Annotated in this window: 20 protein-coding genes; 14 read left to right on the plus strand and 6 right to left on the minus strand. The window is 52.6% G+C overall.

The window, feature by feature from the left end; all coding sequences use genetic code 11:
• Nucleotides 1–4 precede the first annotated feature (4 nt).
• The 11 genes from GJJ30_RS25560 (at nucleotide 5) to GJJ30_RS25610 (ending at nucleotide 12,489) form a co-directional block, all read left to right on the plus strand.
• On the plus strand, nucleotides 5–859 hold the full coding sequence (locus tag GJJ30_RS25560) for a pirin family protein (RefSeq protein WP_154178003.1): 855 nt from the start codon (nucleotides 5–7) through the stop codon (nucleotides 857–859).
• A gap of 113 nt (nucleotides 860–972) precedes the next feature.
• Nucleotides 973–2,169 (plus strand): molybdopterin molybdotransferase MoeA, encoded by a 1,197-nt coding sequence (locus tag GJJ30_RS25565; protein WP_154178004.1) that lies wholly within the window; start codon nucleotides 973–975, stop codon nucleotides 2,167–2,169.
• Between the two features lie 210 nt (nucleotides 2,170–2,379).
• Nucleotides 2,380–4,290: a CotH kinase family protein gene (locus tag GJJ30_RS25570; protein ID WP_154178005.1), complete on the plus strand. Its 1,911-nt coding sequence runs from the start codon at nucleotides 2,380–2,382 to the stop codon at nucleotides 4,288–4,290.
• A gap of 128 nt (nucleotides 4,291–4,418) precedes the next feature.
• Nucleotides 4,419–5,522, plus strand: a complete 1,104-nt coding sequence (locus GJJ30_RS25575) for a DUF922 domain-containing protein (protein WP_154178006.1) — start codon at nucleotides 4,419–4,421, stop codon at nucleotides 5,520–5,522.
• Between the two features lie 166 nt (nucleotides 5,523–5,688).
• Complete coding sequence (locus GJJ30_RS25580; RefSeq protein ID WP_310588422.1) at nucleotides 5,689–6,696, plus strand: dipeptide epimerase; 1,008 nt, start codon at nucleotides 5,689–5,691, stop codon at nucleotides 6,694–6,696.
• Nucleotides 6,693–7,757: an aminotransferase class I/II-fold pyridoxal phosphate-dependent enzyme gene (locus GJJ30_RS25585; RefSeq protein WP_154178008.1), complete on the plus strand. Its 1,065-nt coding sequence runs from the start codon at nucleotides 6,693–6,695 to the stop codon at nucleotides 7,755–7,757. Before GJJ30_RS25580 ends, GJJ30_RS25585 begins: the two co-directional genes overlap by 4 nt.
• The gene (locus GJJ30_RS25590; protein WP_154178009.1) at nucleotides 7,741–9,030 is read left to right on the plus strand and encodes a serine hydrolase; all 1,290 of its coding nucleotides are present in this window, start codon (nucleotides 7,741–7,743) and stop codon (nucleotides 9,028–9,030) included. Before GJJ30_RS25585 ends, GJJ30_RS25590 begins: the two co-directional genes overlap by 17 nt.
• Nucleotides 9,031–9,148: 118 nt before the next feature.
• Entirely contained in the window at nucleotides 9,149–9,610 is a 462-nt protein-coding gene (locus GJJ30_RS25595) for a hypothetical protein (protein ID WP_154178010.1), read from the plus strand.
• Nucleotides 9,611–9,842: 232 nt separating this feature from the next.
• On the plus strand, nucleotides 9,843–10,967 hold the full coding sequence (locus tag GJJ30_RS25600; RefSeq protein ID WP_154178011.1) for a C40 family peptidase: 1,125 nt from the start codon (nucleotides 9,843–9,845) through the stop codon (nucleotides 10,965–10,967).
• Nucleotides 10,968–11,113: 146 nt separating this feature from the next.
• A complete protein-coding gene (locus GJJ30_RS25605) occupies nucleotides 11,114–11,977 on the plus strand; it encodes a helix-turn-helix domain-containing protein (protein ID WP_154178012.1) in 864 nt (287 codons plus the stop codon).
• Nucleotides 11,978–12,081: 104 nt separating this feature from the next.
• Nucleotides 12,082–12,489 (plus strand): DUF983 domain-containing protein, encoded by a 408-nt coding sequence (locus tag GJJ30_RS25610; protein ID WP_154178013.1) that lies wholly within the window; start codon nucleotides 12,082–12,084, stop codon nucleotides 12,487–12,489.
• A 254-nt stretch (nucleotides 12,490–12,743) separates the two neighbouring features.
• Here the strand turns inward: GJJ30_RS25610 and GJJ30_RS25615 are convergent, their stop codons facing one another.
• The 5 genes from GJJ30_RS25615 to GJJ30_RS25635 form a co-directional block, all read right to left on the minus strand.
• The gene (locus GJJ30_RS25615) at nucleotides 12,744–13,580 is read right to left on the minus strand and encodes a sugar phosphate isomerase/epimerase family protein (protein ID WP_154178014.1); all 837 of its coding nucleotides are present in this window, start codon (nucleotides 13,578–13,580) and stop codon (nucleotides 12,744–12,746) included.
• A gap of 112 nt (nucleotides 13,581–13,692) precedes the next feature.
• Nucleotides 13,693–14,100: a c-type cytochrome gene (locus GJJ30_RS25620; RefSeq protein WP_154178015.1), complete on the minus strand. Its 408-nt coding sequence runs from the start codon at nucleotides 14,098–14,100 to the stop codon at nucleotides 13,693–13,695.
• Nucleotides 14,101–14,191: 91 nt separating this feature from the next.
• The gene (locus GJJ30_RS25625; RefSeq protein ID WP_310588387.1) at nucleotides 14,192–15,871 is read right to left on the minus strand and encodes a DUF8832 domain-containing protein; all 1,680 of its coding nucleotides are present in this window, start codon (nucleotides 15,869–15,871) and stop codon (nucleotides 14,192–14,194) included.
• Between the two features lie 42 nt (nucleotides 15,872–15,913).
• On the minus strand, nucleotides 15,914–17,122 hold the full coding sequence (locus GJJ30_RS25630) for a hypothetical protein (protein WP_154178016.1): 1,209 nt from the start codon (nucleotides 17,120–17,122) through the stop codon (nucleotides 15,914–15,916).
• 162 nt (nucleotides 17,123–17,284) lie between these two features.
• Entirely contained in the window at nucleotides 17,285–17,533 is a 249-nt protein-coding gene (locus GJJ30_RS25635; protein ID WP_154178017.1) for a DUF6582 domain-containing protein, read from the minus strand.
• Nucleotides 17,534–17,892: 359 nt separating this feature from the next.
• Here GJJ30_RS25635 and GJJ30_RS25640 point away from each other — a divergent pair, with 359 nt between their 5' ends.
• Together GJJ30_RS25640 and GJJ30_RS25645 are read left to right on the plus strand one after the other, a co-directional pair.
• On the plus strand, nucleotides 17,893–18,996 hold the full coding sequence (locus tag GJJ30_RS25640; RefSeq protein ID WP_154178018.1) for a Zn-dependent alcohol dehydrogenase: 1,104 nt from the start codon (nucleotides 17,893–17,895) through the stop codon (nucleotides 18,994–18,996).
• Nucleotides 18,997–19,314: 318 nt separating this feature from the next.
• Nucleotides 19,315–20,133 (plus strand): alpha/beta hydrolase, encoded by an 819-nt coding sequence (locus tag GJJ30_RS25645; protein ID WP_154178019.1) that lies wholly within the window; start codon nucleotides 19,315–19,317, stop codon nucleotides 20,131–20,133.
• An 11-nt stretch (nucleotides 20,134–20,144) separates the two neighbouring features.
• On the opposite strand, the gene GJJ30_RS25650 is transcribed toward GJJ30_RS25645, so the two are convergent.
• Nucleotides 20,145–20,678: a hypothetical protein gene (locus tag GJJ30_RS25650; protein ID WP_154178020.1), complete on the minus strand. Its 534-nt coding sequence runs from the start codon at nucleotides 20,676–20,678 to the stop codon at nucleotides 20,145–20,147.
• Nucleotides 20,679–20,876: 198 nt separating this feature from the next.
• Here GJJ30_RS25650 and GJJ30_RS25655 point away from each other — a divergent pair, with 198 nt between their 5' ends.
• Nucleotides 20,877–22,196: a Gfo/Idh/MocA family protein gene (locus tag GJJ30_RS25655; protein ID WP_154178021.1), complete on the plus strand. Its 1,320-nt coding sequence runs from the start codon at nucleotides 20,877–20,879 to the stop codon at nucleotides 22,194–22,196.
• Nucleotides 22,197–22,370 lie beyond the last annotated feature (174 nt).

Consider the following 22,370-nt stretch of genomic DNA (forward strand, 5'->3'; position numbering starts at 1 on the left):
TCTCATGAAAACCGAACGCACCATCCAACAATTGATACCTGCTCCGCTGATGAGCATGGGTGAACTCCGGGTTCGTCAGCCGCTGCCTTCCGGTCGGTTAAGCTATCTCGACCCGTTCGTGTTGCTGCATCACGGGCATAGTTTCCTGAAAGAAAACGAAAATCCGGATCATTCGGGCGTTGGTCCGCATCCGCACCGGGGTTTTTCGCCGGTAACTTTTGTGTTCAAGGGGGGCGTGCGGCACCGCGACAGCCGGGGAAACGACCGCAGTGTGTACGAAGGCGGAACCCAGTGGATGAACGCCGGAATGGGCATCATGCACAGCGAACGCCCGCTTTCCGAAGAGCTGGAAATCATTCAGATGTGGGTCAATACGCCCACGGCGCACAAGAAGGATCAGCCAACGTATTATCCGTTATTGAAAGAAGAAACGCCCACGTTTGTCAGCGAAGATGGGAAAGTGACCATCAACGTCGTGTCGGGAGAATTGGTCGGTTTGAAAGGCCCGATTCCGACGTTTACGCCCATTAACTCGGCAACGCTGTACCTGAAAACCGGCGGCAAAATTTACCTGTCGTTGCCCGCCAGTCATAACGCGTTTCTGTATTTGCTGGACGGAAAATTGCGCGTCGGCGAACAGACGCAAGTCAATGCAAGGTACATGGTGGTTCCGGACAACGACGGCGAAGGCATCACCATCGAAGCGCTCGAAGATACCCGCGTGCTGTTGATGACGGGTGAACCGATTGGCGAGAAAATCATTGCTCAGGGACCGTTTGTGCTGAATAATGAGGTGGAGGTGATGGAAGCTTACCGCGATTATCGGATGGGGAAAATGGGCATATTGATCGAAGACTGAAAAAGAAGCAATCGCTTAGCGCGGGTTGTGGGCTATTTACAAAGTTTCTGGTAAATTCCCGGCAATCCGCGTTTTTGCGTGCCGTTCTTTCGTTGTTTTGCAAAAAAAAGAATATGCTCTCCGTTACCGAAGCTTTTTCCCTCGTCCTGAAACATCCGCTGGTTCTACCCGCCGAAACCATTCCGTTGGCCCAAGCCGCCGGGCGGGTGTTGCGCGAACCGCTCGTGGCCGACCGCGATCTGCCCCCGTTCGATCGGGTTTCGATGGACGGCATCGCCATTCGATACCAATCGTTTGCCAGCGGGCAGCGGCATTTCCGGGTGGCCGGAGCGCAATTTGCCGGGCAGCCCGCCCAGACGCTGGACGACGAAACCGCCTGCCTGGAAGTGATGACCGGAGCCATGTTACCACTTGAAACGGACACGGTTATTCGGTACGAAGACATTCAGATAACGGAAGGCGTGGCCGAAATCCGCATCGAAACGGTGCTGCCGGGCCAGAATATTCATCAACGGGCGACGGATCGAAAACAAAACGACGAACTGGCTTCGGTCGGAACCCGACTCGGTCCGCCGGAAATGGCCGTTGCCGCGTCGGTTGGAAAAGCGATGGTTCTGGTGAGTCGCCTGCCCCGGATTGCGTTGATCTCGACCGGCGACGAACTGGTCGATGTATCGGAAACCCCGGAACCGTACCAGATTCGCCGGTCGAATACGTATCTGCTGCAAACGGTTTTGCAAACCGTCGGGGCCCAAACCGCCCTGCTGCATTTGCCCGATGACGCCGGGGCGATGGAAACCGAACTGAAATCGCTGTTGAATGACTACGATGCCCTGGTGCTGAGTGGCGGAGTTTCGGCCGGGAAAGCCGATTTTGTTCCGGGCGTGATGGAGCGTCTGGGCGTTCGGCAGGTCTTTCATCAGGTGGCGCAACGCCCCGGAAAACCGCTGTGGTTTGGGGCATCGGAAGCCGGAAAAGTGGTTTTTGGATTGCCGGGAAATCCGGTTTCGACCTTTTTGTGCGCTTACCGGTACTTGCTGCCGTGGCTCAACGCGTCGCTGGGCCTGCGGTTGTCACAGCCGACCGTCGCCCGCCTGAGCCAACCGGTTATGTTTCAACCCCGATTGACGTATTATTTACCGGTCAGTTTGTCAATCAGTCCGGATGGGTCGTGGCTGGCGGAGCCGTTGCCCGGTAGCGGCTCGGCAGATTACGCAAACCTGCTGCAATGCGACGGTTTTATGGAATTACCGTCCGAACAATCCGCGTTTAAGGCCGGTGAGGCCTTCCCGGTTTATACGTTCCGTTAAGGAATGAAAACCCGGTGGCTGGCGATATTCTTGGTTTGAAATTTAGTTAACGATTTGGAGTTTAAGTAGCTTACAAGTATACTATTGTTTGCTGATGAAATACTTATTGATCATTGGTAATCAATTTATTACCTATTCGTGGCCGGTTTTTTGATTATGTGAAAGAAAGGGATTAGGTTTATTCTCTAAATCTATCCACACGGTTCACGAATGAGATTATTTCTGCTTTTTGTCCTGGTATTTATTGCCTGTACAGGCAATAATTTTGCCCAGACATTTACTTTTTCCAATCTTCCGATTGTCAGTATCAATACCAATAACCAGACAATTACGGACGAGCCCGGCATCCTGGCGGACCTGAAAATTATCAATAACGCCAGTGGAATCAACAGCCTGTCCGATCCGCCAAACGAGCACAACGGCAAGGCCAAGGTGGAATTCCGGGGGTGCAGCAGCCAGAACTTTCCAAAAAAATCGTACGGTTTTGAACTCCGCGATCCCGCCAACACCGCCAATGATTTGAAGGACGACCTGTTTGGTTTTCCGACGGAAAGCGACTGGGTTCTGAATGCGTCGTATTCGGATAAAACGTTTATGCGGGACGCCCTGACGTTTTACATGTCGAACCTCACTGGCAACTATGCGTCGCGCACCAAATACGTCGAATTGGTGATTGATGGACAATATCAGGGGATTTATGTGCTCGAAGAACGGGTTAAGCGGGACGCAGGCCGGGTGGATGTTAAAAAGCTGGACCCCGCAGACAACAGCCTTCCTAAACTGTCGGGCGGTTACATTGTCAAGATTGACAAAGCCTGCGGGAACAACGACCCCGGCCACCGCTGGGCTTCGGATTACGCAAGTCCGGGAGCAAATCCGAGTGCGCGACACATCTGGGCTACGCACGCGCCCAACGATAAGGACATTACGACCGATCAATTCAATTACATCAAAAGTTACATTCAGGCGTTTGAAACCGCTGCCAATGGCCCGACGGTTTGTGATGCGATCAACGGTTATAGTAAATACATTTCGGACGATGCCTTTATCGATCATTTTTTGCTTCAGGAAATGACGAGCAATGCCGACGCTTACCGGTTTAGCTCCTTTTTTTCCAAACAGCGCGATAACGAGGGTGGGAAATTGCGGGCCGGACCGATTTGGGACATGAGCCAGGCATATGGCTATCTGACCACTCCTTTTTTGGGAAACACCCAGAGCTATCAGGGCTGGCGCTATTTGGGGCCGGGCGATCCGTCTTTTCCAGTGCCGTTTTTCTGGGGTCAGTTGCTGAGTTGTTGTAATTACCGGGATAAATTGATTGCCCGCTACCAGCAACTCCGGCAAACGACCTTGAAAACTGCCACGCTGATTGCTTTTATCGACAGCCAGTATGCCTTACTGAATCAGGGAGCGTATGATCGGAATTTCCAGAAATGGCCGATCCTTGGGGTTCCCATCTGGACCGACGAGCCGTCTTATACCGGTGCCACACTGCTTGATGAAGTCAATTACCTGAAAACCTGGATCACCAACCGCCTGAATTGGATGGATTCCAACATCGCGTCGGTTTCGAATGCAACTTGTGCGCTGCCGGTCGTCTTTTCCGGTTTTAGCCTGAACAAAAGGGAGGAAGACGTGGTTGTTGCCTGGTCGACGAGCTCAGAATTTAACAACGATCATTTTGTCGTGGAACGAAGTACGAATGCCGCCGAGTTTTTTAGCCTGGGCGAGGTGCCCGGACGAGGTAATCCTGATGGAGTAGAAAGCTACCAGTTTATCGATAGTTCGCCCTTCCAGGGAATCAATTATTACCGGATTCGGCAGGTAGACGTCAACGGACACGTTGACTTTACGCCGGTTAAAGCCATCAATACCAACGAAGACAGGCTGTTTCCCGAATTTTATCCGAACCCGGCCACCGACTTACTCGTTCTGAAAGGAATTGAGCCGGGGGCTACGATTCAGGTCATGGATAGCCAGGGCCGGGTGAAAGAACAATTTAAAATCACGCAACCGGAACAGCAGCTTTCCACCCGGAATTATGCGACGGGTTTGTATATTTTACATATCAATGCGCCGGGGCAATACCGTACGTTCAAATTCATCGTCAGAAAATAAACTTCAAACTCCGCCGGAAAAAACTGTTTTGAGGTGCCGCGCGAGGCACCTTTTTTTCTGTAAAAAGACAAGACAACGCTTAACTTTGTTATCAGGTATCGTGGTCCCTTTTTATCGCTATCATTTCAGTGAAACCGCTGTTGTTTTTTCTGGGCTTTTTCGTTGTGCAACTGGCGTGGGCCCGGCAGGAACCGGTTTGGATTGCATTCAGGAAAGAGCCGGTTCTGGTAAAAAACGCCACGTTTTCGCTGCTCCGGATCAGGGACGAACGGAACGGGAAATCACAGCTTGGGTCTATTTTGTCCGCATCCAAAGGCAATCTTCCCGTTCGGAGTAACGACGATGTGACGGATGTTTTCGACGATCTGCTGCGCCCCGGTTTTCAGCCCGATTCCACGCGGGTGCCGGTCATTATTCGCATTCGGGAATTTACCTTCACGGAAAAAATTAAAACCGATGCCCAGGCCGACGGCACCTGCCGACTGGAACTGGCGTTCGATGTCATGCGGGATGGAAAACCCATTCAGTTAACGACTTACACCGCCCGGACGATTTACACCCGCTCGTTTGGACAAACCGATCGGCTGGAACTGGTGGCCCGCAAAGCGCTGGAAAGCGCGGCCCAATACCTGTCCAACTGGATCAAAGTCAACCGCGACAAAAGCCCGGCGCTGGTGAAAGGGATTAAATTTGCGTACATCGACTACAGCATTCAACAGGCATCGGGCGATACGGTTTTTTATCACCCGCTCCGCCCGCTGACCTGGGATGACTTTCAGGGCGAACCCCGGCTGAGCAGCCGGAGTGCGGCCTCGATTTTTCCGACTTTTTCCTACGACGGCCGAAGCCGCTGGGTCAATGGCTACCTGCTGGTGGAACTGACGTTCAAGACGTTTATGGTCAAAAATATGTCGTGGGTGCGGCCGGGAAACAAGGACGATTACGGTCTGCGGCACGAGCAAAAACACTTCGATATTGTCAAATTGATTGTGGAACGGTTCAAGCAACGCATTGCTTCCGACGAACACATGGACCTAGACGATTACAACAGCCGCGTGCAGTTTCTGTATCTGGAAGCCTACCGCGACATGAACCGGTGGCAGCAGCAATACGACGACGAAACCCAGCACGGCCTCAACCACGCGGAACAGGAACGCTGGAGCCAGAAAGTCGCCAGCGACCTGCGCAATGCCGAAGACCTGACGGCCATTATGATTTCAAACCGGCAGTGAGTGGTTGGGGATAGACCATTGACGATCGACCATCGACGATTGTGGGAAAGACGAGTCTGCGCTCGCATACCTGGCAAGATGCAGATTATGAAAGTTAGCTATAGACTCTGAACTGTAAACCAAAAACCGTATACCGTAAACGATACACCAAATACCGCATATGCCCATTTCCCTCCGTTTCCACCGTTTCGACCTCCGACTGAAACACACCTTTACCATTGCCCACGATTCCCGCGACGTGCAGCCGACGCTCATCGTTGAGTTGCAGGACGGTCCGCTGAGCGGTTTTGGCGAGGCCACTTCCAACAAATACTACGGCATTACGATCGATCGGATGATCGACGCACTGGAAGGAATTCGCGGACTGATCGAAGCCAGCGAGTGGAAAACCGCCGAAGAACTCTGGCAATTGAGCCATGCGCAACTGAAAGATAACCCGTTCGCGCAGTGCGCGTTAGACGAAGCCGCGCACGATCTCATCGCCAAACGGGCCGGAAAACCGCTCTACCGGCACTGGAATCTGAACGCCGATCACAATCCCATTACGGACTATACCATCGGCATCGATTCGGTGGAAGTCATGGTTCGGAAAATGCAGGAACTTCCCTGGCCGCTTTATAAAATTAAACTCGGCACACCCAACGATCTGGCCATCGTTCGGGAACTTCGCAACCATACCGATGCGGTTTTTCGCGTCGATGCCAACTGCGCCTGGACGGCCGAAACCACCATTCAAAATGCGCTTGTTCTGAAGGACTTAGGGGTCGAGTTTATCGAACAACCCCTCAAAGCCGACGATTGGGAAGGCATGCAGCGCGTAATGCAGGAGAGCGTTTTACCGGTGATTGCCGACGAAAGTTGCATCATAGAAAGCGATGTGGAACGTTGCGCGGGGTATTTTCACGGCGTCAATATCAAACTGACCAAATGCGGAGGACTGACGCCCGCCCGGCGCATGATCGACAAAGCCCGGCAGTTGGGGTTAAAAGTTATGGTGGGCTGCATGAACGAAACCAGCGTCGGCATTTCGGCCATCGCGCAGTTGCTGCCTCTGCTCGATTACGTGGACATGGACGGAACGCTGCTCATTGCCAACGACCCGGCTACGGGCGTGACTTTTGACTTCGGGCGGGTGGTGTACGCGAATGAAAACGGAACGGGCGCGAACCTATGACGAATCATTTTTCAATTGACCACCTGCCCGGCCGAACCATTAACCTCGACGGGCAGGAATATTTGTTTTTCAGCGGAACGTCGTACCTCGGAATCGCGCAGAACCCATCATTTCGGGCGGGGCTGGCCGAAGGAATGGCGCGGTACGGAACGGTTTTTGGCTCGTCGCGTAACGGAAATCTGCAACTCCGCATTTATGAAGAGGCCGAGGCTAAACTGGCCGAGTTTGCCCGCGCCGAAGCGGCTTTGACCCTGTCGTCGGGCATGCTGGCGGGTCAGGCCGTAGTGAGTTGGCTCAAGGCGCAGGATTTTGGCTTCATTTACGGCCCGAACGCCCACCCGGCCATCTGGCAGGAACCGACGCTCACGCTGCCGCAACTGTCGTTCGACGCCTGGACCCGGCAACTAACCGACCTGTTGGCAGCCGCAACCTCGCAGCATGTCGTCATTGCGGTAAATTCCGTAGACGCTTTGTTTTCATTGGATTATTCGTTCGATTGGGTAAATCAACTGCCCGATAGTCAGCAGATTACCTTGCTGGTCGATGATTCGCACGGCCTGGGTATCATTGGGCCGGAAGGCAGCGGAATTCGCTCCCGGATTCCGGATCGGCCCAACGTCCGGCTGATCATCACCGCGTCGCTGGCGAAGGCGATGGGGTTGCCGGGCGGGGTTATTTTTTCCGATTCAGAAACGCTGAACGCGATTCGCCGGACGGCTTTTTTCGGCGCCTGCTCACCCATACCTCCGGCCTACCTCTATGCGTTTTGTCAGTCACAGAACCTTTACCTTTCAGCTTTTAAACAACTGGTGGAAAATATTCGCCGGTTCGAAAACCGGGTCGGAAGTTCGGATTTATTCCAGCATATTCCTGACTATCCGGTCTTTTATACTGCGCAGGATCGGTTATATTCGTCCTTGTTATCGAATCGGATTTTTGTGTATTCGTTCGCTTATCCATCGCCCACTGACAAGCCCAATACCCGCATCGTCATCAATGCGTTACACCGACCCGAGGACATCGAACAATTAGGCGAAAAGCTGTATGGAAAAACAGGATGAATGCATCGGGAACATTAGTCAGAAAATCAGCCGTTTAACGCTCTTTTTTTTACTTTTCATTTCGGTTTTCCAGTCCGCGAAGGCGCAGCACACCGACAAGTTTCTGGAAGAACTGCTGAAAAAAAATCCGGAGCTGTTTGGGCGTATTCTCAAAGATCCGGCCAAATACGACGTTCAGATTCTGTACACGCAGATCAACCGCGACCAACAGAACCGCCCGCTGTTCAAAAGTTACCGCTATAGGCTCGACAAAGACCGGTATTTTTATCCTGCCAGCACCGTCAAATTTCCGGCGGTTTTACTGGCGCTGGAGAAGATCAATCAGCTCAGCAAAACACACCCTGGTTTATCGATTTACACGCCTATGCTGACCGACTCTTCCGAGGCTTATCAGACAGCGAGTCGGAGCGATTTGTCGGCCAAAGATGGACTGCCGTCGGTGGCGCAGTACAGCAAAAAGATCTTTCTTGCCAGCGACAACAACGCTTTTAACCGGCTGTATGAATTCATTGGCCCCTGTGAGTTTAACGAAAAACTGCGCGACAAAGGCTACCGCAACCTGCGGATGACCCACCGGCTTTCGCTTCCGTTAACCCCCGAACAAAACCGCCACACGAATGCCATTACCTTCGCGAGATCCGATACTGTTTTTTACCGGCAACCGGCGGAGGTATGCGATAAAATTGTGAAACCTGACAAACCGATTCGCCGGGGAACTGGCTATATGAAGGACGGAACGCTGGTGAAAGAGCCGTTCGATTTTACCGAAAAAAACTATTTTTCGCTGGAGGATCAGCAGGAAATGTTGCGGGCGGTTTTGTTTCCCGATGACGTTCCGGCCCGTGAAAAATTCGATCTCACTTCTGACGATTACCGGTTTTTATACCGCTACATGTCCGAACTGCCGCGGGAGTCGACCTATCCAAAATACGACACCACTTTTTACGACAGCATCGCCAAGTTTCTGGTCTTTGGCGATACGAAAAGCAAAATACCGCCCTCAATCCGGATCTTCAATAAAATTGGCGGGGCTTACGGTTACCTGATCGACAACGCGTACATTGTGGATTTCGACAAAGGAGTGGAGTTTCTGCTGTCGGCGGTAATTTACTGCAACGACGACGGAATTTTCAATGATGATAAATACGATTACCAGACAATCGGTTATCCCTTTCTGGCCAACCTCGGACGAATCATTTTTGACTATGAAGCGGAGCGGAAACGAGCTAATCAGCCGGATCTGAGCCGGTTTCGGGTGAGTTATGAGCCATAGGGCAGGTTCAGGCTGAATTGGTAACGGTTCAGTCAGGGAAATTGACGATTCATGTAACCATTGGTTGAGTTTCGAAGCGTTCAACGCTAGGTTTGCAGCGAACAAAACAACTTTACCAATGAAAAGAATTCTCATTTTCCTGTTTGTACTCGGTGCAATTGTCGCTTGCAAAAAAGATAACAACGATCCAACCCCCGACCAACCGGCTGAACCGGCGGCTAAAGTGGTGGGTAGCTATAAATTGACTTCTTTTCATTTCATCAATGGCGCCAATGAAGTCGAATTGGAAAAGTTACCGGTTTTGGAAGGCAATAAAACGGTTGCCTCCGGAACGGCCAAAATCACCAAAAAATCGGATGGAAAAGCCACGCTCGATTTGACCCTTTTCATCGAGGGAGAAGGCAATATTCCCGTTCTGGAAAAATTTGACATTGAAATCCGCGAATCCGGCAAAGTTTTCGGCCTCTACTCCGACGGCGAACGGATTGGCGACGCCGACGGCGGTTTTATCATCTTCAACATATCCGGAAAATCCGAGAAGGGCGACGACCTGTTGCTTTCTTTCAATGCAAATAAATAGTATACGGTTTTCGGTGGCTGTCGCGCGATTACAATTGCATTAGCCATAACCATAAACTGAAAACCGTAGCCAAAACCTCCACACCCGTAAAAGCCAGATTCGTATTCGTCTCTGGCTTTCGTATTTTTGTGAAAACAGCCTGTTCTGAACGAAAAATGATGGTTTGTGTGCGGGTTACGGTTTTTGTCAATTATCTTTCTCTTCGAATTTTACCTGCTGGTTGTAACGTGTCATGAAACGAATTTGTATCGGTTTTTTGCTGCTCTGTATGATGGCTGCCGACGGTTTTGCGCAAACGCTTCCTCAACTTGTCGATGCGGTTCGGAAGCAGTTTGCACCGGATAAACGCGTGGCCATTTTCAACGTTGAAGTCGATTCTACCGGCCAGTTGACGGGGTTTACGAATTTGCCGGAGGCCAAACAGGCCTTGTTGAGCCAGCTCAAGGCCGCCGATATTCCCGTGGTCGATCAGATCCAGCTGCTGCCGGCGGCCTCACTGGGCGAGAAAATTTACGCCATCGCCAATGTTTCGGTTGCCAACCTGCGGTCGAACGCCCGAAATGCCGCCGAACTGTCGACGCAGGCGCTGTTGGGTATGCCGTTGAAGGTTTGGGACAAAGACCGGAGCTGGTACCAGGTGCAAACACCCGATCAATACATCGCCTGGACGGACGCGGGAGCCATTCAACTCATGACCAAAGCCGATTTTGAGCAGTGGCAATCCGCCGAGAAAGTCATTTTTACGCGCCCTTTTGGTTTTGTCTATAGCCAGCCCGACAAACGCTCCCAAACCGTATCCGATATTGTGGCGGGAAACACGCTGGTTCTGGTCAGCGAGCAGCGGCAGTATTTTCAGGTCCGGTATCCCGACGGCCGGACGGGCTATGTTCCCAAGCGCGAAGCGGAGCGGTTTGACCGCTGGCAGGCTGCGTCCAGACCCACCGAAGAAGCATTGGTCAGCACGGCGAAACGCTTCATGGGCATTCCGTATTTGTGGGGCGGTACCTCGGTGAAAGGCATGGATTGCAGCGGTTTTACCAAAACCGTCTACATGCTCAACGGGCAGCTATTGCCGCGCGATGCCTCGCAGCAGGTCAATGTGGGTGAGGAAATCGCTACACCGGGGAAAAACTTCGCCGAGCTTAGACCGGGTGACCTGCTTTTCTTCGGCGAACCCGCCACCGGCGACAAACCCGAGCGCGTGGTTCACGTCGGCATGTGGATCGGTAACAACGAGTTTATTCACTCATCCGGCCACATTCGCATCACGAGCGTCGATCCGTCGGCCCCCAACTTTGACGTCTATGAACTGAACCGGTTTCTGCGCGCGAAGCGGGTGGCGAAAAATGGGATTTGATGGTGACCATTGACGATAGACCATTGACGATTGACCATCGACTAAGGACAATTGACCATTGGCAAAAGCCATAGGCTTATTAGCGTCCAATTAATGGTCAATGGTCAATCGTCTCTTGTCTCACCGCTTTTATCTCGATAAAAATCATGCCACCTCCAGTCCCGGTTTACAAACTTCAGGCTTTTCCGAGGCACGAGCCCAACGCACTTTTTTACATGACGCGGCTGGAAAAGCTGGTGCAGGAATTAAAGGGAATCGACAAACCGCACTCGCACACGTTTTACCTGGTGATGTGGATCATTAAAGGCAGTGGCACGCATACGATCGACTTCAAAACCTATTCCATTGCGCCCCGGCAGCTTTATTTTCTGACGCCCGGCCAGGTCCACAGCTGGCAATTGTCGCAGGACATCGAAGGTTTCAACCTGTTTTTTGAAGCAAATTTTTTTCGGAGCCGGTTCAGAAACCGCTTGTTTCAATACTCTTTTTTTCATTCGCACCAGCACCAGCCACTGCTGGAAGTGGAGAATTCACCGGCTCTGTTTCAGGATTTGTTTCAATATGCCTGGCAGGAATACGACTCGCGGCAACCCAACCGGCCGGAGGTTTTTCTTTCATTTGTCCATCTCATCCTGGAAACCGCCAACCGGTTGTATACGGAGCGGCAAACGGACACGGAAATCCATTTGTTCGACCGGATTCGGCAGTATGAAGAATTGCTGGAACAGCAGTTTCTGACGGTTCGGGAGGTGGCGTCGTATGCCGAACAGATGCATTTAACCCCCAATTACCTCAATTTTATCTGTAAAAAAGTGTTGGGAAAAACCGCCAGCCAACTCTGGCACGAACGACTGATTATCGAAGCGCAACGCCTGTTGACGCACACGGCGCAATCGGTCAAGGAAATCGGGTTTCGGCTGGGCTTTGAAGATCCTTCCTATTTTGTCCGGTTTTTCAAAAAGCACACCCGCCAGACGCCCGCCGAGTTTCGCCAGACTATTTCTGCGTAATCGTTGATTTGTACCATACCTCTCCGGTTTTGTCTTTCCGTTTGGAAAAACCGCCTGGTACCTTTGCCCTGTACTCACGAACTAACTCGATGAGTACGTGAGCCATGCTAAAAGACAATCGATTATACAGCGTCGTATTCAATAAATGCCCCCGCTGCCACCAGGGCGACTTTTTCGTCACTAGCAGCGCCTACAGCCGCCGGTTCGACGACATGCACGAAACGTGCGAGCATTGCGGGGAAGTGCTCATGCCCGAACCGGGCTTCTACTGGGGTTCGATGTTCGTGAGTTATGCGTTTTACACCCTGTACACCCTGGCAACCTTCTTTACGTTTGTCACCTGGCTGAAGGTTGATCTGGATTATTACCTGATCGGTCTGGTTCCAACGCTGGTGTTGCTGACGCCGTACTTTTTCCGGCTGGCCCGCCGTTCGTGGCTGACCTTTTTCATTGCGTATGATCCGCAGAAAAACCGGCGAACGGAAGGGAAGCAACTGAAAGTTTCGGCTTGACTAACTCCACCGCTGACAGGGTGTCGTGCCCTGACAGCGGTCGAAGACCCTGTCAGCGGCTGGTTAGCTATTTATTGGAAACAATATTGCTATTACTGAATAGAAAGGAAAACACAGTCAGCGTCTGGCTAATTAATTGCCGCTGGCCGGGTCTTTCTTTTTTATAAGTATTTGAATAAAAAGAGGTTAATAAGCCATCTTGCCGCTGACAGGGTCTTCGACCGTATCGACGGCCCGGCGCTGTCAGGGCAGGGCTACTTCAATCCCTGCAGAAAGGCCACGCTTTCCGGCATTTGCTCCATCGAGCGCGACGATTCGTCTTCGATGAAAAAGTGCTTGACGCCGGATTTTTTGGCTTGTTTCATGATCTCGGCGATACCCAGATCGCCTTTGCCAATCGCTACGTTTGATTCCACATCGACGTGGCCGGTGTTGTTACCGGGCGTGCCGGGTTTGCGGTCTTTCAGGTGCATCAGCGGGAAGCGGTGCGGGTATTTTTTCAGGAGCGCAATCGGGTCCTGACCCGGGTGCTTCACCCAGAAAACATCCATTTCAAAATTTACGTACTGCGGTTCGAGGTTTTCGGCCAGGTAATCGAAAAATGTGCCGTCTTTGTAAGGTTGAAATTCGTAGCCGTGAATGTGGTAACAAAAGGAAAGCCCGTGATCTTTCAGCAGTTTACCGGCGGTATTGAGCACATCCGACGCTTTTTTGGCATCTTCCAGCGTAAAGACGTCGCCATTGTGGGGAATCCAGGCACACATTACGTATTTGACACCCAGTGCTTTAGCCTCATCGATCACCTTCGGCACGTTGTTCGCCAGATCCTCATACGACGCCCCGGTGCTAATCGGTTTCAGCCCATTTTTATCGAGTAATTTCCGGAAATCCGCGTAGGAGAGTCCATACGTTCCGGCGAGTTCAACCTCCCGAAATCCCATTTCCCGGACTTTCGCCATCGTACCGGCCACGTCTTTCGGAAACTGCGCCCGAAAACTATACAACTGCAGGCCCACCGGAGATTTCGGCTGCGCGAAGCCCGAAGCGGCCAGGCCGACAACAAACAGAGTAGAAAACAGAAGCTTTTTCATAGGTTACGGAATTAGGGTTAGCTGATGGGTCGGAGGAATAGTTAATCAATTATCATGGTTAATCCCGCTACGGCGGACCGTTTTAATCTGCGAAATCCGGGTTCAGATGGCTTTATTTCACCGCCCGCACTTTCTTCACATCCTCCGCCGAAACCGCTTCGGCTTTGTTGCCAAAACTACTGCGAATAAAGGTCAGGACGTCGGAAATCTCCTTGTCGGACAGAAAATCGTGGGCGGGCATCACGTTATCGAATGTCTCGCCGTTGATTTCAATGGGCTCCTGTAATCCTTTCAGAATCACATTGATAAGCCGAGTTTTGTCCCCCGTTACCCATTCGGATTGCTTCAGGGGAGGATTCAGATTCGGTACGCCGGAACCATCAACCTGGTGACAGGACAGGCAATATTGTTCATATACTTGCTGCCCCGGCCCGGCAACGGGTTTTGGCGCTGGTTTTTTGGTTTGTGCGAAAATAGAGGAAGTCAGAAAGCAAAGACCCAATGCAAACACAATTCTCATAATGCAAATTTGACTTTTTGTAAAGATAGTCGGGAAGGAGAAGGAACAAAAGGAGTGAGCAAAAAAGCACCTGATCGGCCCGGGCCTTCTTTTACATCAATCCATCCTTCACCTGCGTATCAAAAACGCCCGTTAGCACCCGTCCATTGCGTTTGACCTGCACCCAAATCCGGTAATGACCCGACCGGGGAAAGGCGTACGGAAATTCCACCATGTTATTGACCTTCATCTGGTGCGACATCGCAGGCATGGCGGCCATCAAAACCGCATTTTTTTCGGCTTCGGGCAATGTTTTCAAGTGAGAAACATACCGGTCGATGCTATCGCGGAACGCCTTCGCGTCGGGGTAATGAAAGCTGCGCGTCGTGTCGGCAATGCGATCGACCAGAAACGATTCGGCGGCCATCGAGTACGTTCCGACCGGGTGCAGGTGAATGTAAACCGTGCCATCGGACCGGACAATGGCCGCGTGACCGCCCATGCCCAGATAAGGCTCCAAAGGCGCGGGTTTGCCCAGCGAGTCGGCAACGGCGAATTTGAGGAGATACGGCGTACCGGTTTCCAGGATCTGGGCGGGTTTATCGGTCCAGAGCATCGTTGAACCATCGGCCAGCTTCGAACTGGCGCCCGGGATGCCGCACAGAACCATGTCGTCAGTGAGGTGGGGGAGACCCACGGCATTGGCTTTTACGCCCATCGGTTCCGTTACGAGCCAACTGTCGTCGCTGTCCGTTTGCAAACCGGAAGCGGTTTTAGAGCGAACAGCCGGGATTGAAATCGTATCCGTCAAGGTTTCCGAAAAACCGCTTCGAAAAACAACATCGGCATACAGCAAATACTGACCGGCGGGCAGATTCGGTAGATTCGAGCGGAAATCGGTCGTGCTGCTCCGGTCGGGGTGGAGGTGGGCAAACGCGTCTAATCCCGGTGTCCGAACCAGAAAAACGTGCATGAGTTTGCCGTGATCGGGAACCAGAAAATTCAGGCGACGGCGCTTGATGCCGCCTTCTGCAAAGTGGGACGTATCGATCCGAATGGTCAGCTCCGCTTGTCCGGAGGTTGTCAGCGCTACTTTTGATTCGACGGGCATCGGCGCATACAATTCGTGATTCCGGTAGTCGTCGGCCCAACTGGTCCACCAGGTTCGCCAGCCGGTTAGCCCAACGCCCAGCAGCAGCGCGGCAATGCCCATGCCAACCAGGCGTTTCCGCCGAAGCGAAACCGAGACCGACTGCCCGGGTTTCAGGGTTCCGTCGGCCAGACTTGCCCCGACGGTGGTGATGAACAGGATCACCAGCAAAAGTCCGAGGGCCGCCAGACCCAAGCCGGTGCCGGTGGGCATGGGTTGCATTTTCGTCGGAATCGACAAAACCGGGGCTATAATCGTGGCTTTGCCATCGGGACCGTCGAGTTTTAATTCGACGCTGGACGAACCGGAATCCATCATCCAGACGACGCCTTCAAAGCGGTTTTCGGCAAGGGGTTGTAGCTCATCGTGAACCGGAGCGCCTTCGTCGCCGGAGGAAAAATAGATTGGCCGGGCCTGCAGCGTTTTAACGCGGCCACTCTCCACAAAAACCGTTATTTTGGCGGTTCCCGGCACCACATCCGGCGGAATCACACTCACCAGCACCTGGTACTTTCCGGCCTGTTTCTGCACCAGAACCCCTGGGCTGCCGACGTGGGCCCGCGCAACGAGTGAATGGACGAATGTTAGAATGAGTGAATAGACCAGTATTCGGAGCGAAAAAGTCCTGATGATTGCCTGCACGATGCCTTGTTTTAACGCTTAATTCATAACTTTTAACCCGCTCTACCGCTGCACCCGTTTCATCCAGTTGCCCCACAACAGTCCAACGCGCGCCGAAAGGATAGCGCACAGGATGGCAACGCCAATTCCCTTTAAAAAACCGGCCGTCGACTGAAGCCAGTACGGGTGGAACGTGTGGTGATACGGCGAGGTCGGATCATCGCTGTACGACATGGAATCGGAGAGAAAAAACCAGTTGCGGGCGTTGGGAGACGTATGCAGAAACGCGCCAAAATACCACTGCACTACACTGATAATCAGTACGAATGCCGTTCCGGTGAAGACTGCCAGCAGCCAGTCGTTAATCTGGCCGTTACCAAACCGGTGAAGCAGTTTATCCAGCACAAAACCGGGAATGACAAGCAACAGCGGAAAAACAAACGCCTGATAATGCGTAATCGGATTCAAAACCGGGCCGAGTCGGGGCGTTGCCGGGAAAAGCGGCAGAATCCAGCTTGGAATCAGCATGGCGAGCATGTAGGCAATGGCCGTAATGGTGATCGGATACCGTAAGGGCGATGCGCGCCCGACCGCCAGTAGATAGAACGGAAACGCAATGCCCATCGTGATGTATGCCGAGGAATGGTGCGAGGCCCAGGGCCCCAGCTTTTCGGCCAGCATGGTGTAGAGGATGCTCAGCAGCAAACCGGCCGCAATCGTAAACATGATTTTGAGCTGGTTCGCCTGTTGTTTATTCCTGGAATTATCGGAAAATGGACTGTTTGTCAGGCTGTTGGAAAACCGGTTTTGTAACGCCAGCACGCCGATCATGGCCCCGAACTGCACCGTCATCATCCCCACCAGCAAAACCGTATGCGGAGGAGTAAGGATCTGAACGTCAAGTCCGTAGGTGTTGTGCCACCAATCGTCGAAGGGGGCGGATGTGAGCATGGTCAGCGCCCCCCAGACGCAGTACATGGCGCCCAGCGAGCCGTAGAAAATACCCCAGAACCGGACCGAATGCGTCCGTTCGGTGTTTCGTCGGGCAAAGGTCAGCTGCAGAATCTTGACTCCCGAAAACAAGCCGGCCACGACGGCCCCAACGTACATCAGTAAATGCGGGGGCGCAAACAACCCGTCACGACCGATGCTCATGTGCCACATGATGTCCCAGAGTAAGCCCCAGACAATGCAGAGCGAAGAGAACACGACGGCATAAATGTACGTGGGTATTTTGGTTAGCGTAACGCTGGGTGACAGGGTGGCTTGCATGAACGTTTCATCGGTTAGGAGAATGGTTGGTAAATATAGGAAAAAGGCCCTAGTAACGCTATTTTCGGAATGTGCCGGAACCAGAATATACTACTGCGTTTAACCAGAAAAAGGCCCATCGGGCCTTTTTCTGGTGTAGATGAATCGTATCAAAAAACGGTGTCAATCGGCCTTGATTTCGATGTCGTGCTTTTTGGCCGCCCTTCGAATCCGCTCTCTGATCGTTTCTACCTCGTCCGGATCGTACTTGGCCGCGTTGTCTTTGTGGTTGATGTACGACCACGCTGCCCGAACGTGTTCCGGCGTATCAATTGGGTACTTTTTGTTGGTCGGGTCGGCAAACGTTACGTCGCCATATTGATGCTGCCCCTCTTTCGGACTCACATCCTCCCGTCGATCAATTTTGTTCATAACGTTGATTGTTTTGTACTAACTCCCCTAACTCGCCTGACGTTAAAAAGTTGCCATTTGCTTCCGATAACAAGGTAAAGGCGCTGCTTTTCAGGCATAAGCAACTTCCTCACTGACTTGTAAGGACCGGTTTTTACATTCCAGACCGGGAAAACTGCCACCGGATAGCTTCGAAACCGACCGGGCATCTTGCGGACGCATCAATTGGCCGGGAAAAATGAAAAGCATTCGATTTATACGTCAGAAATAATACTAGATTAGCGCGTAAAAACGGGTGAAGAAGGTGACTGATTACGTCGGTCTTTCCCTTTTTGCCCCTGTTTTTCGCTAAATCCTAAACTCATTTTAACCCGGTACGTATGCGTTCTAAAGCGGCCCTTGCCACGGGCAACGGAAGTTTTCAAATTGATTTTATCGAAGTGGGCGAACCGCAGGGCGACGAGGTTCTGGTCGAGCTGAAGGCTGCCGGAATCTGCCACACCGATTTCGACTCGATGTCGTGGAATAAACCGCTCGTGATGGGCCACGAAGGTGCGGGCATTGTCCGCAGCGTTGGCCCCGGTGTCCGCAAGGTCCAGCCCGGCGATGCAGTGATTCTGAACTGGGCGATTCCGTGCGGCCAGTGCTTTCAGTGCGCCGAAGGAAATCTGCACATCTGCGAGGTCAATTCGCCGGTAACATCGGGCAACCGCGCCAGCGGAGGACATGCCGCGCTGGAACGCACGATGTTCCAGAACCAGCCAATCGAACGCGCATTTAGCCTGGGTACATTGTCGGAATACACCGTCGTGCGGGAAGCCGCCGTCGTTAAAACCGGCATTGCAATTCCGTTCGCGTCGGCCGCCATTGTCGGTTGCGGAGTGATGACCGGTTTTGGCTCGGTAGTCAATGCCGCGCAGGTCAAACCGGGTCGTTCGGTGGTGGTACTGGGAACCGGTGGCGTCGGGCTGAACGTCATTCAGGGCGCACGAATTGCCGGGGCCGCGATGATTATTGCGGTGGACATCAATGCCAACCGACTGGAAATGGCGAAGCAATACGGCGCAACTCACACCATTCAGCCTGAGCGCGACGATGTGGAACTGTTGCAGGTGGCGCAGCAGGTGAAAGGGCTGACGGGTGGCCGGGGAGCGGATTATGCCTTTGAATGCACGGCCATTCCCGAACTCGGTGCGGCTCCGCTGGCGATGGTCCGAAACGCCGGAATCGCCTGTCAGGTCAGCGGCATCGAGCAGAAAATCACCATCGACATGAACCTCTTCGAGTGGGATAAAATTTACATCAATCCGCTCTACGGCAAATGCCGCCCGGAAATCGACATTCCCATTTTGCTGAAGCTCTACCAGAAAGGCGACCTGAAGCTCGACGAAATGGTAACGCGAACCTACACCCTCGACGACCTGCAGCAAGCGTTTGACGACATGCGCAACGGTCTGAACGCGAAAGGCGTGGTGGTTTTTTAATTCAATTTGCTCTAAAGGGGATTTATTTTAACGTGAACAAGGAGATGTTTGGCCCCATAGGGGTCTAATGTTTATAGAAAAACCAACTTTCCAAGCGTCCGACGCGTGCCATCGGTACGCCATTCAAGCTTAGTTGCGTACCGATGGCACGCTGATGCAGTAAGATAACCGCAATTCCTACAAACATTACGTGCCGATGGCACTGAAATGGCTTACGCTCAAGGAAATAATACCATAGTTCGGGTTCATTTTAATAGTCAAATAGTATCCTAATCTCCCGTAGTCCGAGCCGACGTTTCGGGGTAAATTTCTTTCCAAATGCTTACTCTTCCCTTCCGCACCATCGAGATTTCCGACCCCCGGTTTGAACACGAGGGCCTTCGTTACGTCACGGTTAAAACGCCCAATCTAAAAGGTCGTGGTGATTTAACGGTCTGGTTACCAGATCCTGAGCTGTTGCAGCAAAAACTGGTACCGCTCGTGATCCTGCTACACGGTGTCTATGGCAGCCACTGGGCGTGGTCGCTGAAAGGTGGGGTTCACCGAACGGCGGACCGGCTGATTCGCGAAAACCGCATGCGCCCGATGATTCTCGCCATGCCGTCGGACGGATTGTGGGGCGATGGCAGCGGTTATTTACCCCACAACGGTTTTGACTTTGAGCGCTGGATTCTGGACGACGTGCCGAATGCCGTGGCCGCACTCGTTTCGCCGGAGTTGGCCGAAAATTTCAAAAGCACGACCTGTATTGCCGGTTTGTCGATGGGCGGCTACGGCGCGCTGCGGCTGGCTGCCAGATACCCGGAGCGGTTTCGGGCGGTTTGCGGGCTGTCGTCCATTACGGAATCGGAACAACTGAGTCAGTTCGTGGAGGAACCGCTCCGCCATTACGTCCAAACCGATCCGGCAACGGAATCCGTTGCCCAGCTCATGCAACAAAACCGCGACCGGCTGCCCGCCATCCGGTTCGACTGCGGCACGGAAGATCAGTTGATCGAAGCCAACCGAACGCTCCACAAAACGCTGCTGGAGTGGCAGATTCCGCACCAGTACCAGGAAAATCCGGGCGGGCACGAATGGCCGTATTGGGAAAAGCACATCGCCGACGCGCTGCGGTTTTTCGATCAGCAGTTTTGATTTTTTGTTGATTACCAGGAAGTTGGAAGAAACGTACTCACATTGCTATCCGACTTCTGAAACCGCACAACGAAATTGGCTTTGCCGTTGCTGCCGGTTTTCAGCTCGTAATAATACGTTTGCTTTTTCAGTTCCGAGCGTTCCATTTTCCGGTTGATGTTCTGCTTGGGATAGCAGGAGTAAAAGCCCCGGTAACGGCCCTCCGTGGGCGTCGTCGTGAACGATCCGTCGGTTTCGTCGAAGTCGACGCGGCCTTTTTCGTAGCTGAAGGTTTCGGTTTTGCAGCCCGAGTAGTCGCGGGTGGTGGCTACGAAATATTTCTCGTAGGTTCCGGCGGCTTTAAAATCGAAGATGACGGCCAGTTCAAACGGATTGCCCTGGTACGAGCCGTCGTACGCCCAGAATTCGCTCATGGCAAACGAGCCATACATCCATTTTCCGGCGGCTTTCACGGGCACATGACCGCCCGGAATAACCCCATCGGTTTCTTTCTTGCAACTGCCCAGCAACACCAGCGCCAGTAGCAGGATTACGCTTGTTTTCATTGATTCTTAAAAAGTTGTGTTTACTGTTTCGGGATCAAAATTGGCGCAGAACACCGCCTAGTCCAGTGGCCGATTCGGTGAAACGGAAAAAGTCGCCCCTGAAACCGCTATTGGCTTTACTCCTCCGCCTTGTCGGAAAGTAAATCCGGGGCGGTTTTCGCTTTTTAATCAGAAATCAAGATCAGTTCCTTCACCCTTATGGAAAAAGAATCGTTTACCGCCTTGTCCCGTCGCAAATTCATCGGACAAGCTTCGGCAGCCGTATCGGCTTTTATGATTGTTCCCCGGTTTGTACTGGGCGGTTCGGGCTTCCGGGCGCCGAGTGACATCATTCACCTGGGTTTTATCGGAACCGGAAAGCAAAGCCGGGGGCTGGCCCGGAATTTTTTAGCCACCGGCGAAACCCGGATTCTGGGAGCCAGTGAGGTCTACAAAGCCAAGCGGGATCTGTTCATCGATAGCGCCAAAACATTTTATGCCAGCGAAGAAGGCAAGAAAGCCAAAGGCACGATCACAGACATTCAGGCGTATCCGGATTTTCGGCAAATGCTCGACCGCAAAGAAATCGACGCCGTGGTGATTGCCTCGCCCGACCACTGGCATGCGGTTATGGCCGTGAAAGCCGCCGAAGCGGGTAAAGATGTGTACGGCGAAAAACCGCTGTCGCTGACCGTGAAGGAAGGGCGGGCGATGGTAAACGCGATCCGTAAACACAACCGGGTTTTTCAGACGGGCAGCATGCAGCGTTCGTGGCCCGAGTTCCGGCAAACCGCCGAGCTGATCAGGAACGGCTATATCGGTGAAATAAAGGGCATTAAGGTGAACGTGGGTCCGCCACCCAAACCGTACGATTTGCCCGCCGAACCGATTCCCGACGGATTAGACTGGAATTTGTGGCTGGGACCCAACCAACCCGTTCCCTTTAATTCGGAACTGGCCCCTCCGCTGTCCAAAGACGTGTTTCCCAACTGGCGGAACTACAAGGAGTTTGGCGGGGGCATGGTGACCGACTGGGGTGCGCACATGTTCGACATTGTGCAATGGTCGCTCGACATGGACGGTAGTGGCCCCGTTGAGGTGATTCCGCCGGACGGAAAAGACCACAAATTCCTGACCTATCGGTACGAGAACGGCATTACGATGACGCACGAACCCTGGGAATGGAACAACGCGATTCAGTTTATTGGCTCGGAAGGTACCCTGAATATTCAGCGGAAAAAGCTGGAAACCAACCCCATTGCGCTGGCTACGAAGGTGATCGGAGCGGACGAGAAGCACGTTTACCACAGCGAAAACCACTACAAGGATTTTCTGGATGCGATGCGGAAACGCAGCAAACCGATCTGCGACGTCGAAATCGGGCACCGGACGGCCACGGTCTGCAACATTGGCAACATTGCTTATGCCCTGAAACGTCCGCTGAGCTGGGACCCCAAAAAGGAATCGTTCAAAAAAGACAAAGAAGCCAACGCGCTGCTGGAACGCCCGCTGAAGAGCGAATGGGCGATTAAATTGTAATTGGGCAGAGGGCATCGGGCTCGGGGCAGAGGGTGTGTGGTAAAACCGTTAAAACGGTTGCCAAAAAACGTTACCATTTCTTTCAGCCCACGGTTTGAACCGTGGGCTATTAAACAATTCGCCCATCTGTTTTCAACGGTTTTAACCGTTTTATTTCCCTTTTATTGAATTGAC

Origin of the sequence: Larkinella terrae, from assembly GCF_009668025.1 — a bacterium.
GTDB lineage: Bacteria > Bacteroidota > Bacteroidia > Cytophagales > Spirosomataceae > Larkinella > Larkinella terrae.